Below are 12,486 nucleotides of genomic sequence, written 5' to 3' on the forward strand. Positions count from 1 at the left end.
CTGAAATTCACGAAGCATTCTTGAAATTCGGCTGCGCCCTCGTCTGCTGGAACATCTTCAGGCGTACGGAGCAGCCTTTTTGAACTGGCCTCTTAGCGATTTCGACGAGGCTCTCGCGCTTTTCGCGAGCGAACGTTTCCGAGTGCAGCGCAGTTCCTGGTGCGGCGACAATTCGGATTTGAATCAGCTCGCCATCGACAATGATTTGCACGCAAGCCTCTGGTGTCAACATGGAAGCGCCTGCCACTTGCCTCGCAACAAAAAGGGTAAATTTTCGGATGTCTGGATTTGGACCTAACGGCCACTCATTCCCATCGGCGTGCAGCGCTTCCGAGGCGCGCTGCCACAATGGACTCCTAGGGTCCGCCTCGGCTGCCGCCGTATAGAGTGGTTCCGCGTCCGTTGGTTCTTCTTCGTGTTCTCCCACATACATCCTGACCACAGTGCGTGACCATTCCGCCGCCCACGCTACGGCCGCTTGCCGTAGACGCTTGAAATCAACGTCGTCGCCAAGCATTTGCAGCGGACTTCGATTGCCTAAGCTCCCCCGCGGCGCAGAGAGAAAATCGAGACGCGACTCCGGCGGCGCAGGTGCGATAATCCGGCAAATCTCCTGCAATCGCTTGCGGTCAAGTGCTGGGTCTGCGAGCAATGCGGGGTAGTACGTCACGTTGTCGACCGCCATCGAGAAGACCCTTCCGTCCGCTAGCATTTTGCCCACACGCCGCTGAGTTAAGCCGAGGCGTTGGCGGAAATCGGCTTCCGAAATCAGTTCACCGTCTGCAACCAAATCCCGCCGCGCAGTTAAGGCTTGCTGCCAAAAACGCTCTCGCAAGATTTCGCGCCCGACGTCTTCGCTAGCCTCGAGGTAGGCGTCGCGAACAATTTGCTCTATGCGCTCAATCACGTGGTCAGGCAGCCGCTGAAACTTAACGCGGTCTGTCGCCGGTAGTCGGAATTCACTAGCTGCGATTTTGCGCACAAGCGATGATGCGACGAATTGGGGGACATCGAACTCAGCGTCGATGCGTCGCATCGCAATGTCCCAACTGCTTTCAACCATGTGCTACTCCAGAAGACAAAACAGGGGCATCTCTCGTACGTTCAAGGTTGCCTCTCCTCACGCTGGCGCGTGCCGCTGCGCTCGTAAGTGATAATCCTGGTACCCAACGAAATTCGCCGCTTAATACGACGGCGCCCCGTATCCACTATTGCAAGCATTGGTACCTGGGTGGTTTTGTCTGCGTTGTACTCGCGGGCCAGCTTGCCATGAGCGACGTCAATTTTTAACTTGCGAAACACTTCCGCCGCTATTTCCTCGAACGTAGCGGCCGGCGCAAGCTCACGCGTAAATTTATTGAGCCGCGTTTTGGCGTAAATTCCCACTCCGATTCGCACCAGCCTTTTGGTCTTAACTAGGCTGGATAGAACGCGACTTAGTTGCGCGGGACTGCCAAGGGCCGCAAGCTCCGAACGGAGAATCACAACGCTGTGCCGCCTAGCAATTGAACGAATCACGCGGTCTTCGAGTTTCATAGCGAGCTCTTCTCAGCCCATATCGATGACTGGCCAGTGCGCCGATGGTTGGCAACGCTCTTCATACTCGCATCTAGAGCAGAGTTGCTTCGTCTGCTGCGAGCAGCACGACCAGGACTCTTTCGTAGGTGACGTTCTCGCAGTCAGTGCGAAGCTCGCGATGTGGCTCGCCCATGTACAAAAATTCGTATTGCCGCCCCTTGTCTACCCCCGATTCGTGAGTCCATCTGACGTCACTCGAGAAGATATCTCGGACCTCCTGCGCATCCTGTTCGTCCCCACCGGGCGGCATAAACATCACGCGCGCCTCAGGGTCCGTACCGCGCAGCAATTCCAATAGCTCGGACACTTTCATGACTCACATCGTCCTTGTTTTCATCGGGGCCAGCAGTGCCACAGTTTGACTGAGAACGTGCTCCGCAACAGCACAAGCCTCTTCTATCGAGCAAGGCTCGGGCAAAAGCGAGTGTCGGCACGAGGACCACCGGAAAAGGGCCTCAACGAGGCCACTCTCGTCCGCCGACAGCGAGAGTGCCCGCAGTAGTTTTCCGACGACGTTGGCATCCGGATGTTCAAGTCCATCTAACCCAAAACCTCTGCCGGCAGCGAATTCGCAACAGCAAAAATACATCGCCTCCCACGCGCAACTGAGGCGTGTTGATGACGACAATTCTTCGCTCCGCGCATCGTGCAAATAGCCGCGGCTGATATCGATTCGACTGCCATCAGCTTTCTCCATGATTTCCCGTCCGTTGCGCTCCATGGGGCTGCTTCTTAACCACGTCGTGTTTCACAAAAAGAATCGACCGGTATCCACTAGGCCAGTCCGTCTCTACCACACTCGTCCAAGCACCTGACCAACACAATGATTAACGTGCCCACCCGTGTCGTTGTCTCTAGACGCTGTGTCGGTTTTCAACGCACAAGCCGATGCCAGACCATGCCGGGTCGAGCTTCACAGTTCGTCTCTGCGGCGCATACGTTGCATGAAGTCCGCGACCGCCGGGTGGTGCTCCCTGCTCGCTAGGTGGAGCAGCACGGCGAGACCGATTTCAGTAGCTGTATGCGACGGGTCGACGCGCATTCGCGTGATTTTTACTGCTGATTGGCCAGTGGCTACAGCTTCCCCCCGTACCCGCCCCGCTGAGTCGACGGAAACGGTGAAGCGCGCGGCCGCATCTTGCACACGCCCACGCTCGCGCTCAACGAAGCAAGTCACGCTCGTTACGCGGGTGCGCTTTGTCGATGCTACCTGCCCAGGGCGCGCCACCGGATTGTCGTCATGCACGAGCTGGGCGCTTTCGTATCTGTACAAGGCGTAATACGCATCAGCCCATATGTCGGAAACGCCTCCGTGCTGTATGCAGCGGCCGTATAAAACATGAGCCCATTGCAGGTTGAATCCAAATTTTCCCGCGTACACTCCGATGACGATGTCATCGCTCTCTCGAAACGTTGTGCTATCCACTGCGTAAACCGCCATCATTACTCCTGCTCATACATTGCGGCCAATTTCGCTCGCAGCTCTGCCAACACAACTGGCGCGCTAATCCCGAGAATCTCATGTGTTCGTACAAGCTTGTCGCGACACCAAGCCGGCCAATGGAGATAGTCGTCATCAACTGCTAGCCAATCGTCAGGCTTGCGGCGCAAGACGTCTGCCCAGACCTGCATTCCGCGGGGCGCTTGCCGAAACAACTCCGCGTCCATTGCTCCGTGATACGTCGCACCTATTACTCGAGCACGCAATTCTGGCGGCAACTTGCGTGCGACTCGCGCGACGCTTTTGTACACGCGCACCCACGACGTGGACAGCACAATGCGCAGGTCGGGATATGGCATAAGAACTTTCGCGAGTAGTCCTACGTGCTCAAACAACTTATGCCCTCTGGGTGACTCAATGTATGGCCCTCTGCCTGGACGCATATAGACATTTTCAGGATGCAACACCCCATCAAAGTCCAAGTACAGGACGAGTCCACCAGTTGCCGCCGGTGGGGGCACAGCGGGCGGTGGCGTCAAAACATCGCTCATCTGTCCATCTTTGTGTTGTCGTACAGCCCGACCTCTTGCGAAGTACGCGCTAGCTCGCGCAGCGCCCTGCGCGCAATTCTCTGCCGCTTGCGTCGGTAAGCTTCTGCTTTTGCCCGAAGCACGAACTTACGACCGCGGCGCACTGATACTGGCCGCAAAGTGTGTTTGCGCAAGAGCTTCTTGCGCACATAAGTTTTTGACACGAAAAGCAACTTTGCCAGTTCGGCTACTGACATCAGGTCGCGTGCGTTAGCGGTGACCATCTAAAAAGTCCTCCTCGCTCGAGCGCCCACGGCTTTTCTGCCGCTCAAATCGTTTCAGATGAGCGCAAGTGTAGGCGTTTGCATTGTATATGTAAACGTCTACAAGACAGACGGCTACAACACCCATGTCTACAATGCCCCCGCTGTAGACATCGGACTTGTAGACAGGAAAATAGGATTTTTATTTTTTAGGGACGGACTGATGTCGCTTCAGGAGCGCTTCGTCCAAAATTTGAGGCGCTACCGGCTGAGCCTTGGGTGTTCTCAAGAGGAGCTCGGAAATCGGTTGGGCTCGGATAGAACTGTAATCAGCCGCTACGAGCGCACTTCGTCACGAATGACCTTGGAGCGCGCCGACGCTCTAGCGCGAGGACTAGATATTGATGTTCGCGTCCTCTTAGACACTCCGAGTGACAAAGAAATCATCCGCGCGCAACCCGGCAAGCCTGTCTCAAGCGAGACGGTAGGAGAGAAAGTACAGCAACTTCGCAAGGCTGAAGGGATAACTCAAAAAGACCTCGGCAACCGCACGGGCATGGACCGCAACCGCATCTCGCAAATCGAGGCATCGAGCGGCAAAGTTGCGGCGCTACAGTTATCGACGCTCGAAAGACTGGCCGTAGCGTTTGGTATCAAACCGACTGAGCTGTTCTAATTCGTCGAGGTGGGGCTCTCCAGAATCCACCTAGCGACGACGTCCTGTCGCCAACGGAGAAGCTCGCGGTCAAACAGTTCAGCGCGGGGTGGTAGCAGCCAAGGGCGGTGGCGCGCTCGCAGGATGATTGTGCGCGCCGACAAGCCGAGGATGTCGGCAAGGTCGGTGGCGTCAAGGTAGATGTGGCTGGCAGGATATTCGATTGATGTCATGCGCTGTATGGCGCAGCGCTCCATACGCCAAAGCTTTTCCCCGCATTCCGCAGCCGTCAGCCCAAAATTGTCCTACCCCGCACTTTGAAGGGGCGTGGTGCGCGGCTTTCTCCGGCGCACGCTCCGCCACATCACCCTATCGCGGCAGCGAACGCAGATTCAACGGTTATCTCAGCGTTTCCCCGCTCAAACTTCCGTCGACCGAAATTGGTACTCCGCAGTGTGGCGGAGGCAATTCTCGATTTTGAATCGCCAGATTCGACTCGTAGTGAGTCGACGCCGTTTGAACGGCCGGTTCGCCGCGGAAATTTAAATAACGTCAATAAACAGGTGACCATCAACCGCTTCTCGAAACGCAAAACCAGTGTAACGGACGGCTCGCCACTAGGCTTTTAACCCAGTGGCGGAGGCCATATGAAAAAGCATCGCGATTTCAGTGACTTACAGACTGTCCGTTACCACGTCAAACTCTGCCATAACGAAGGCGAGGGCGACTCATGGCAGCTTTTCGAGAGTCAACCTGAGCCGGAAATGCAACAAACCTATTGTGAAGTAATCGCTCGTAGAAAACTTGAGCTACAAGCAAGCACACCTTCGCCTGACTCGGCGGAGACTCAAGTTTTCAGAAACAATCTCTCAACCCTTCACTCCTTCCTCGCCTTCTTCGGCAAAACAGAAGACTCGCCTGTCGGACGGGAGATGCTTCACGGCTTTGATGAGAAACTTCAGGCGTATCTGGACTCATTGAACGTGGCGCCCCGCACGAAAAGCGACCGGCGCAGTCATCTTCGTGCCTGGCAGCGCAGTATCGCAGACACCCAGCGGCCTGCTGCACGTGAATCGACAGATTCGAAATCGTCCAGCACCTTTCATCAAACGCTTCGCGAAGCAATTTCTGCCTCGGGCTACGCGCCTAAGACGCTCGCCAAGCGAGCCGGCGCTTCGGTTTCGGCCGTCCAGCGATGGATGAAAGGAGCAATCCCGAACTGTCGAGCCTTCCCATCGGTCAATCGAATCGAGGCTGAACTCGGGATGCCGCGTGATGCACTACTCGCCCTGGTGCCGAAGCTATCCCGGGAAGCGCAGGCTCACACATTGCGGACTCGCACATTTCCGATTGCCTTTCGAGAGCGCCAACAGGCAAATTCCAAGAGCCCCTACATCTTGCATGCGAGGCAAATGACTTCGGATTTTCTTTCTGAGTGGGACGACTTCTACGAGCACAAGACCGAGCGAAGCCCGCAACTCGTACGCTCGAGCCGAGGGTCGTGGCGAGTGCTTCCGCTTGAGAAAATTGTGGACAGACTTCCACCCTACGCACGTCGAGGCAAGGCGGGATGCGTCACTGCAAAAATCACGATGGACATGTTTCGCAGTTTTGCCGGGTTCCTCTCGCTGCCGAAAGACCTTGGTGGCCGGGGAGTTCCGGTAAACGATGCCCAAACGCTCGCTTGGCTGGTTGTCCCGAAAGCCATCGAAAGCTTCCTCGATTTCCGACGCGACCGCTCGGCCGGACTCATACATAAAGGTCATGCGAATTTTTGTAAGTTCGGCGCGAGTATGACTCATCCTTTGACGGGGTATCTGACCCAACAGCCAGAGTTCGCGACGAAACTACCCGACGGGACACTCAGCGGGAACTGGGTCGATGCGTGTGCCAAAGCCTATCGGCTTTACCAACAGTGGATACAGGACGCCAGAGATACATCGCGTAGGCCATACGAGCCCATCCAAGGCCTCCTCAATCTGGCCGAGCCCCTCGCGCCCGTCATGCGTGCCGTCGAGCAACTTGACCGGCTCGCGGCGCAGGCCGCCCCCGGCAGTTTGGACGAGGCGAGGCATAAGCGGGACGCGCTCCTTCTGTCGATGCTAATGGCAAATCCGCTCAGGGCGCGCAACTTTATCTTGATGACATGGAACGAGAATGGCACCGGGTCGCTCTATCACCGCGAGAACGGACAATGGCGCTTGAGATTTGGCGCTGGTGATTTCAAAAATGACCGATATGACAAAAAGAACGACTACGATGCGCCACTTCCCAGTGCGTTGAGTGACCGAATCGAGGAATATCTGTACGACTACCGACCACGCCTCACCAGAGACAATCCCGCATGTCCTTCGGTTTTCCCCGGAGAAACAGGGAAAATCTTTTACGGATTGAGCAAACACGTCTTTCAAATCACGCAGCGTCACATAGCGGAAACTCCCGGCTTTGGCACGCATGCAATGCGCCACCTGGTGGCAACTGACTGGCTCCGGACGCACCCCAACGACTTTCTCACAGCGGCCCAACTTCTACACGACAGGCTTGAAACCGTCTTAAAGGAGTACGCGCACCTTAGACAAGACGAGGCCTTCAATCGTTTCGAAGAGCATCTGGATGCAGTCGGCCGCGCGATGAAGAGCTGAACGGACCATTCCCACATTCGGCGGCTTTCTTTCTGGGTCGCTGATAAAGAACCGTCTGCTCCTATAGGAACAGACGGTTCTTATCTTTTAGCGCCGGCTCTACCAACTCGCACGACCATCGTCCGCGGTTGAGCAGTCCTCTCGGCAACCGTCAAACTCAAATGGCTTGGGTGGCAACGTGGCCGGTCGCGAGCCGTGTTGTGGATGCCGAAAGTGAAAGCAAGCAATTGCAGGACGGCCGATGTACCGCCGCTCGCGTGCTGATGCAGGACAACGACAATTCCGGTTTCGCTCTATGCGACTATGTTCTCCAGACTGGCCTCCTCAAGGTCCCGACCAGATGCAAAAGCGGTTTGCGCCGACCGACGTTGAACCTGGGGCGCGGCAAAGAACTCGTCCGCCGTGAATTTTGCGACGGGCGTTACGCCGACCAGAACCCGCTGCTGAGCGCTGAGCACTGAGCACTGAGTCTAACGAACTGGAGTCACGACGCCGACGGGACACCTTGACCCGACAGGAAGCGACGCGGAAACCGTGCCTGAAACCGTTTATAAAACAATGCGCGACTGCTACCCTGACCTGCTATCCTACAAACCGTAGCAGCCGCGAAAACCAAGCCGGATAAGGGTCATCTGCCATCTGCCGCGAGTCCCTGATTCGCCACCAGTTGCAAGAAGAAGCCGCTGATCCACAAGGTCAGCGGCTTTTTTGTTTCCGAACGGGAAAATGCTCCTAAACGGCGCATAACACGCTTCCATTTTAGATTCAGCGCGTTACACCCTTGACGCTGGGCGACTACTAAAGCGTCTGTATAGCCAGTAGTCCAATGACCATTTGCCGGCACCCCGACACAGTAAGACCAGCAGCATCGCAGCCCATTGAATGTGCGTGGGCCATGCCTGCGGATACACGAACACCTCAATTACGGTTGTCATGCCGAGCAGGACCACTGCTACGGGTCGCGTCGCCAGGCCGAGCACAAGTAGAACAGGTGTCGTTAGTTCAATTGACACCGCGAGGTAGGCTGCAACCTCGGGAGGAAGCAACGGTAGTCGATAGTCTTCCCTGAATAACTCGAGCGCGGCATTCCAGTCGGCCAGTTTGGTCATCGCCGAGTTCCAGAAGACCGTTGCAACAGCGAGCCTCAGTGGAAGCGCGAGAACTGTATGCGGCACTCGCTCCAACCGCCCAACGGCGCGTAGTGCGCGGTCAATCAGTATTGAACTGCGATGAGCGGATTGAGATTCCGGCATCACGTGACTTGCCTCCCAATAGTTTGGCTGGATGCCTCATTTGATAGGCGGATGTCGACAAAGCATCCTGATGCAAGAAGGTGTGCGAGCCAGACGGATGTCTCCGCGTCCGGCACGTCGACAAGGGCATCATGCAAGGGGCGCCCCGCAATCAAGGCAGCCGTGAACCGGCATTGGCCCTCCGCCATGCGGTTCACCTCCACACCCGAAGGCCCTCGGTGGATATACAAACAGACCGGGTCAGCAGTCAGATTGATGTTTGCCAGTGCGCTGTCGTCCCGTGACAACGCTGCGTGCCAGATGGCATCGACGGGAAACGGCGACTCAAGTACCCGCGCGGCCGGGCTCGGCAAAAACCTTACGACGTGCATGTCGGCTGCGTCGAGTTGCTCAAGGCGCCGTAAGTCAAGCGGCTTTGCGTCTGGCGCGTGTAGCGCCTCATTCACCGCCCATTCGAGTCGTGCCGTATCTGGCAGATAGATAAGAGACGCCGCTTCTGGCATCTGTGCCAGGAAATCCGGAAACGTGGCACCGTAGCTGTCTAGCTGTGCGTTCAACGGTGGGTGTTGCTCAATAAAAAGTCGAGCCGCGCCTTCGAAGAATTCGGCCCCAACCAGAGCCTGCACGGCTGGATAAGTCAGCCTTAGCGCTGTAAGCAGCGTACTGTTCGCCGTATTTCGATAGATGGCGAGCCGCGCCTGCGGAGCCAGGCCGTCCGGTACCACATACCCGGATGCATCTCCATCGGAAAGCCCAAGCAAGTCCCTGCGGACTGCACATTGCAGCTCAAGCAGCGTGGGCGCACAGGTTGTCATTTCGCTGCCTCTCAATAGCGGTCTCTGCAATTGCGGCTTCTTCCATCAGAACCTCAAGCGCCGGCACATCGGTGTCCCATTCGACTAGCGTGGGGACCGGTCCAAAACGCTTGAGTGCCAGCTCGAACAGGTCCCACACGGGAGGCGCGACGCGCGAGCCGTGGTCGTCGATGCGAATTATCTGGCCCTGGTCAAGCTGCCGGATGCTGTGCCCCGCCAGGTGGACCTCGGTAACTGACTCCGGCGGCAAAGCTTCAAGATAGGTCAGCGCATCCCAACCGTGATTGCTGGCACTGACGTAGATATTGTTGACGTCACAGAGGATGCCGCATCCCGTGCGGCGCGCGACCTCCGCAAGGAATTCCCATTCGGGGATGGTTGAGTGGCGGAACCGCAGATAGCTCGATGGGTTTTCTAACGAAATCCGACGCTGCAGGTAGGCCTGGGCCTGGTCGACGTGCGTGCAGACAATGCTCAATGCTTCTTCCGTCATCGGCAGTGGCAAGAGGTCGGCGAGATAGATGCCACCGTTGATACTCCAGGACAGGTGTTCGGAGACCAAACCGGGCTCGACACGCTTGATGACGTCGCGCACACGCTCCAGATGCCGGACATCCATCCTTTCGGCGCTGCCCAAAGAAAGTCCTACGCCGTGGAGCGAGATTGGATAGTTCTGACGGATAGCGTCCAGGTAAGCTGGCGCGCTACCCCCGCCCATATAGTTCTCAGTATGGACCTCGAACCAGGTGGCTCGCGGACATCCTTCAACAACCTCCTGATGGTGTCGAAAGCGCAACCCAACCCCGGCGCATGCCGGAATCAGACCATGCGCACATTGCGACGCAGCAGATGCGGCATCCATGAACGCCCCCGTTTGCTCAAGCGGGCTTCAGCTTGCCGCCCTGGATTTTGCTGCAATCTCCAGCGGGAAGCAGCACGAATGACTTGGGGTCGCGTGCCTGCGTAGATTGTCCGGCGCAGGAATGGGCTCCTTCAGCGCAGTCGTTTTTCGATACGGCATTGATGCCGTAGCACTTCTCCAGTTTGTTCGCTTCCATCCGGGTCATGTTGTCCTTCACAATTTGCGGCATTCCGCTCATGTCCTTCATGGTCTGGGCCTGAACCGGTACGACCTGCATGGCAAGTGCCAGACCGATTGCCGACGACAAGGTCGACGCGGCCATAACATGTTTGTTCATCACGCTTCCTCCTGAGGGTGGCGGCCCGGCATTCCGGCCGTGTAGGGAAGTTCGGCCGGCCGCGCCAAAAGGTTACGGTCCGAGCAAACTTTTTCTGCGTGACAAACAGTCGTCCACGCCGCAAAATTCCTGCATGCTCCGGCATTCACACCCGCCCACTCCCGCTTCAGGTTCCGATAAAGAGGGCCTGGCGTCATTGACGCCCGGCGGTCAGGAAGCACCCGCGGCCAAGCGCGCCGACGGCAAACTCGACTGGTCCATCACCATGGCCAGCGCGCAAATGGGCGATCTGAATGCCTATCGCCGGCTACTCCAGGACATAACCCCCTATCTTCGGGCGCTCGCGGCACGGCACATCCGGAACGCCGACGACCTCGAAGACACGGTGCAGGACGTATTGCTGACCGTACACTCGGTGCGCAACACCTATGACCCGTCCCGCCCGTTTGCCCCGTGGCTGGTCGCTATCGCAAACAGACGCATCGTCGACGGTCTGCGCCGGCGTGGACGCGTTTGCTCACATGAATCTTCAGTGGAAAATGAACTGGAAACCTTTTCTGCTGATGAAGCGAACCTACAGGAAGAGGCAGCGGATGCCCATGTGGTAAGGACAGCTATCGAGCAATTGCCTGTCGGACAGCGCAACGCGATGCGCATGCTCAAGCTGGAAGAAATGTCCCTGCAGGAAGCCGCCGCTGCAAGTGGAATGTCAGTTGCTGCGTTGAAAGTGGCCACTCATCGGGCAATGAAACGACTACGGGAAATGTTCCGGCAGCGAGGTAGCAAAACATGACTCGGACCTCCGACCTGATTGACCTGCTGGTCGCTGACGCAAAACCGGTCCGGCGTCTGAGGCATCCTGCAGCGCGAGCTTCGTGCTGGTTGTTGTTTGCGACACTCGTCATGTTCCTCGTCGGTCTCGCGCATGGGGTGCGCGCTGACCTCGCGGTCAAACTCGATCAACCCCTGTTTGTTATCAGCGTAGCTGCGGCAATGGCAACGGGCATTCTGGCCGCCATGGGTGCTTTCCTTGCCAGCGTGCCAGGCATGTCGCGCCATTGGCTTCTGTTGCCGGCTCCGGCGTCCCTCGTTTGGGTAGCAACCCTTGGATATGGTTGCCTGACCCATTGGGTCTCGATTGGACCAGAAGGCATGTCTCCTGGCGAAACGGCCAGATGCTTTGCCACGTTGGTATTAGTCGGCACGCCGCTATCGCTTGTGATGCTGATTATGCTGCGCCACGTTGCCCGACTGTCGCCGGGCCCGGTTGCGATGACAGGAAGTCTTGCAGTCGCCGCAATCACTGCGGTAGCACTGTCAATTCTCCATCCGCTCGACGCCACTGCGATGATATTGCTGTGGAACCTCGGTGTCGCCGCGCTTTATCTGTCGTTGAGCGGCCGGTATGGCGAGCGACTTTTGAGCTGGGTAACGCAGCGTTAGCGCGCGGGTGATTCGAATAAGACGTGTACCGGTCCAAAACCCCGGATACAGTCAGTGGTACCGCGCGCACCTTGACGTCTGGCATGACCGCGCCGTCTTCCACTTCCTGATGAACCCATCGCAACGGGACCCCTACATCCGCGTGCTGATGAGAACACTCAGGTCGAATGGTCACGTTGTGATAGCCACATTCGCGTGAACATGATCAGGCGCAGCAGGAACCAGACTGCTGCATCGGCGGGCACCTGTTGGTACCGTACGAGCAATACACGCAGCAATCCCCGGGTTTCGGTCTGACCACTGCCTTGCAATGCTCGCATTCGTAAAACCACACACAGGCGTCGGTCGGCATCGTCTCGTCTTTCCTGTGCCCGCAGGCAGGACACGTGATGCTCGAATCCAGCACGACTGCGGCCATCACTGCACCTGCTTTACGTGAGACGGATAGCCGGCATCGGTCGTGGCGTTCGTCAACGCGTCGACCGAAACCTTCTTCGGGTCAAATACCACCTCCGCGCGCTTGCTTGCGAAGTCGACCTTTGCCGAGGTCACGCCGTGTACTTTCTCAACTGCCTTGCGAACCGTAATCGGACACACAGCGCAATCCATCTTCGTGACGTCAAGTGTGACCTTGCGAAGCTCCTCCGCGAGGGCCGTGGATGCGCTC

At 57.3% G+C, this 12,486-nt stretch carries 18 protein-coding genes; 5 read left to right on the forward strand and 13 right to left on the reverse strand.

The window, feature by feature from the left end; translation table 11 throughout:
* Positions 1 to 7: 7 nt before the first annotated feature.
* The 7 genes from P3T25_RS47715 to P3T25_RS47745 all read right to left on the reverse strand — a co-directional run bounded on the left by P3T25_RS47715 (position 8) and on the right by P3T25_RS47745 (position 3,833).
* Positions 8 to 1,063 (reverse strand): hypothetical protein, encoded by a 1,056-nt coding sequence (locus P3T25_RS47715; RefSeq protein WP_429364660.1) that lies wholly within the window; start codon positions 1,061 to 1,063, stop codon positions 8 to 10.
* A gap of 41 nt (positions 1,064 to 1,104) precedes the next feature.
* Positions 1,105 to 1,536, reverse strand: coding sequence for a DUF6088 family protein (locus tag P3T25_RS47720; protein WP_429364662.1), 432 nt, complete (start codon positions 1,534 to 1,536; stop codon positions 1,105 to 1,107).
* Between the two features lie 73 nt (positions 1,537 to 1,609).
* Positions 1,610 to 1,891 (reverse strand): hypothetical protein, encoded by a 282-nt coding sequence (locus P3T25_RS47725; protein ID WP_063497043.1) that lies wholly within the window; start codon positions 1,889 to 1,891, stop codon positions 1,610 to 1,612.
* 3 nt (positions 1,892 to 1,894) lie between these two features.
* Positions 1,895 to 2,299: a hypothetical protein gene (locus P3T25_RS47730; protein ID WP_148662180.1), complete on the reverse strand. Its 405-nt coding sequence runs from the start codon at positions 2,297 to 2,299 to the stop codon at positions 1,895 to 1,897.
* Between the two features lie 192 nt (positions 2,300 to 2,491).
* A complete protein-coding gene (locus P3T25_RS47735) occupies positions 2,492 to 3,022 on the reverse strand; it encodes a hypothetical protein (RefSeq protein WP_429364664.1) in 531 nt (176 codons plus the stop codon).
* Complete coding sequence (locus P3T25_RS47740; protein WP_429364666.1) at positions 3,022 to 3,570, reverse strand: HAD domain-containing protein; 549 nt, start codon at positions 3,568 to 3,570, stop codon at positions 3,022 to 3,024. Before P3T25_RS47740 ends, P3T25_RS47735 begins: the two co-directional genes overlap by 1 nt.
* Positions 3,567 to 3,833 (reverse strand): hypothetical protein, encoded by a 267-nt coding sequence (locus tag P3T25_RS47745; RefSeq protein ID WP_429364668.1) that lies wholly within the window; start codon positions 3,831 to 3,833, stop codon positions 3,567 to 3,569. The genes P3T25_RS47740 and P3T25_RS47745 overlap by 4 nt, the downstream gene beginning before the upstream one ends.
* A 58-nt stretch (positions 3,834 to 3,891) precedes the next feature.
* Here P3T25_RS47745 and P3T25_RS47750 point away from each other — a divergent pair, with 58 nt between their 5' ends.
* The 3 genes from P3T25_RS47750 to P3T25_RS47760 all read left to right on the forward strand — a co-directional run bounded on the left by P3T25_RS47750 (position 3,892) and on the right by P3T25_RS47760 (position 7,570).
* Positions 3,892 to 4,488, forward strand: a complete 597-nt coding sequence (locus tag P3T25_RS47750; protein WP_429364670.1) for a helix-turn-helix domain-containing protein — start codon at positions 3,892 to 3,894, stop codon at positions 4,486 to 4,488.
* Between the two features lie 626 nt (positions 4,489 to 5,114).
* Positions 5,115 to 7,109, forward strand: a complete 1,995-nt coding sequence (locus P3T25_RS47755; RefSeq protein ID WP_429364672.1) for a hypothetical protein — start codon at positions 5,115 to 5,117, stop codon at positions 7,107 to 7,109.
* Between the two features lie 200 nt (positions 7,110 to 7,309).
* On the forward strand, positions 7,310 to 7,570 hold the full coding sequence (locus P3T25_RS47760) for a hypothetical protein (protein WP_429364674.1): 261 nt from the start codon (positions 7,310 to 7,312) through the stop codon (positions 7,568 to 7,570).
* Positions 7,571 to 7,882: 312 nt separating this feature from the next.
* Here the strand turns inward: P3T25_RS47760 and P3T25_RS47765 are convergent, their stop codons facing one another.
* From P3T25_RS47765 to P3T25_RS47780, 4 genes are read right to left on the reverse strand one after another with little or no spacing between them, the layout of a single operon-like run.
* On the reverse strand, positions 7,883 to 8,362 hold the full coding sequence (locus tag P3T25_RS47765) for a DoxX family protein (protein WP_154558715.1): 480 nt from the start codon (positions 8,360 to 8,362) through the stop codon (positions 7,883 to 7,885).
* The gene (locus P3T25_RS47770) at positions 8,362 to 9,177 is read right to left on the reverse strand and encodes an HvfC/BufC family peptide modification chaperone (RefSeq protein WP_429364676.1); all 816 of its coding nucleotides are present in this window, start codon (positions 9,175 to 9,177) and stop codon (positions 8,362 to 8,364) included. The genes P3T25_RS47765 and P3T25_RS47770 overlap by 1 nt, the downstream gene beginning before the upstream one ends.
* Complete coding sequence (gene bufB, locus P3T25_RS47775) at positions 9,149 to 10,039, reverse strand: MNIO family bufferin maturase (RefSeq protein ID WP_429364678.1); 891 nt, start codon at positions 10,037 to 10,039, stop codon at positions 9,149 to 9,151. Before bufB ends, P3T25_RS47770 begins: the two co-directional genes overlap by 29 nt.
* 16 nt (positions 10,040 to 10,055) lie before the next feature.
* Positions 10,056 to 10,376 carry a BufA1 family periplasmic bufferin-type metallophore gene (locus P3T25_RS47780; RefSeq protein WP_429364686.1) on the reverse strand — a complete coding sequence of 107 codons (321 nt, stop codon included), beginning with the start codon at positions 10,374 to 10,376 and terminating at the stop codon, positions 10,056 to 10,058.
* 133 nt (positions 10,377 to 10,509) lie between these two features.
* On the opposite strand from P3T25_RS47780, the gene P3T25_RS47785 reads away from it, so the two are divergent.
* The gene (locus P3T25_RS47785; RefSeq protein ID WP_429364680.1) at positions 10,510 to 11,169 is read left to right on the forward strand and encodes a sigma-70 family RNA polymerase sigma factor; all 660 of its coding nucleotides are present in this window, start codon (positions 10,510 to 10,512) and stop codon (positions 11,167 to 11,169) included.
* Positions 11,166 to 11,819: an NrsF family protein gene (locus P3T25_RS47790; RefSeq protein ID WP_429364682.1), complete on the forward strand. Its 654-nt coding sequence runs from the start codon at positions 11,166 to 11,168 to the stop codon at positions 11,817 to 11,819. Before P3T25_RS47785 ends, P3T25_RS47790 begins: the two co-directional genes overlap by 4 nt.
* A gap of 205 nt (positions 11,820 to 12,024) precedes the next feature.
* On the opposite strand, the gene P3T25_RS47795 is transcribed toward P3T25_RS47790, so the two are convergent.
* On the reverse strand, positions 12,025 to 12,237 hold the full coding sequence (locus tag P3T25_RS47795; protein WP_154558035.1) for a GDCCVxC domain-containing (seleno)protein: 213 nt from the start codon (positions 12,235 to 12,237) through the stop codon (positions 12,025 to 12,027).
* Positions 12,237 to 12,486, reverse strand: a 250-nt coding sequence (locus P3T25_RS47800; RefSeq protein WP_429364684.1) for a cation transporter, incomplete at its 5' end; no start/stop codon positions are given. The genes P3T25_RS47795 and P3T25_RS47800, both read right to left, overlap by 1 nt.

The organism is Paraburkholderia sp. GAS32 (assembly GCF_050434225.1).
Classification (GTDB): Bacteria; Pseudomonadota; Gammaproteobacteria; order Burkholderiales; family Burkholderiaceae; genus Paraburkholderia; species Paraburkholderia madseniana.

Excerpts from the sequence above, each read along its gene's own strand:
- P3T25_RS47750 (WP_429364670.1), top strand. The coding sequence starts at position 3,892 with ATGAGCGCAAGTGTAGGCGTTTGCATTGTATATGTAAACGTCTACAAG.
- P3T25_RS47745 (WP_429364668.1), bottom strand. The coding sequence starts at position 3,833 with ATGGTCACCGCTAACGCACGCGACCTGATGTCAGTAGCCGAACTGGCA.
- P3T25_RS47770 (WP_429364676.1), bottom strand. The coding sequence starts at position 9,177 with ATGACAACCTGTGCGCCCACGCTGCTTGAGCTGCAATGTGCAGTCCGC.
- P3T25_RS47715 (WP_429364660.1), bottom strand. The coding sequence starts at position 1,063 with ATGGTTGAAAGCAGTTGGGACATTGCGATGCGACGCATCGACGCTGAG.
- P3T25_RS47755 (WP_429364672.1), top strand. The coding sequence starts at position 5,115 with ATGAAAAAGCATCGCGATTTCAGTGACTTACAGACTGTCCGTTACCAC.
- P3T25_RS47740 (WP_429364666.1), bottom strand. The coding sequence starts at position 3,570 with ATGAGCGATGTTTTGACGCCACCGCCCGCTGTGCCCCCACCGGCGGCA.
- P3T25_RS47785 (WP_429364680.1), top strand. The coding sequence starts at position 10,510 with ATGCTCCGGCATTCACACCCGCCCACTCCCGCTTCAGGTTCCGATAAA.
- P3T25_RS47795 (WP_154558035.1), bottom strand. The coding sequence starts at position 12,237 with ATGGCCGCAGTCGTGCTGGATTCGAGCATCACGTGTCCTGCCTGCGGG.
- P3T25_RS47735 (WP_429364664.1), bottom strand. The coding sequence starts at position 3,022 with ATGATGGCGGTTTACGCAGTGGATAGCACAACGTTTCGAGAGAGCGAT.
- P3T25_RS47790 (WP_429364682.1), top strand. The coding sequence starts at position 11,166 with ATGACTCGGACCTCCGACCTGATTGACCTGCTGGTCGCTGACGCAAAA.
- P3T25_RS47780 (WP_429364686.1), bottom strand. The coding sequence starts at position 10,376 with ATGAACAAACATGTTATGGCCGCGTCGACCTTGTCGTCGGCAATCGGT.
- P3T25_RS47725 (WP_063497043.1), bottom strand. The coding sequence starts at position 1,891 with ATGAAAGTGTCCGAGCTATTGGAATTGCTGCGCGGTACGGACCCTGAG.
- P3T25_RS47765 (WP_154558715.1), bottom strand. The coding sequence starts at position 8,362 with ATGCCGGAATCTCAATCCGCTCATCGCAGTTCAATACTGATTGACCGC.
- P3T25_RS47730 (WP_148662180.1), bottom strand. The coding sequence starts at position 2,299 with ATGGAGCGCAACGGACGGGAAATCATGGAGAAAGCTGATGGCAGTCGA.
- bufB (WP_429364678.1), bottom strand. The coding sequence starts at position 10,039 with ATGGATGCCGCATCTGCTGCGTCGCAATGTGCGCATGGTCTGATTCCG.
- P3T25_RS47720 (WP_429364662.1), bottom strand. The coding sequence starts at position 1,536 with ATGAAACTCGAAGACCGCGTGATTCGTTCAATTGCTAGGCGGCACAGC.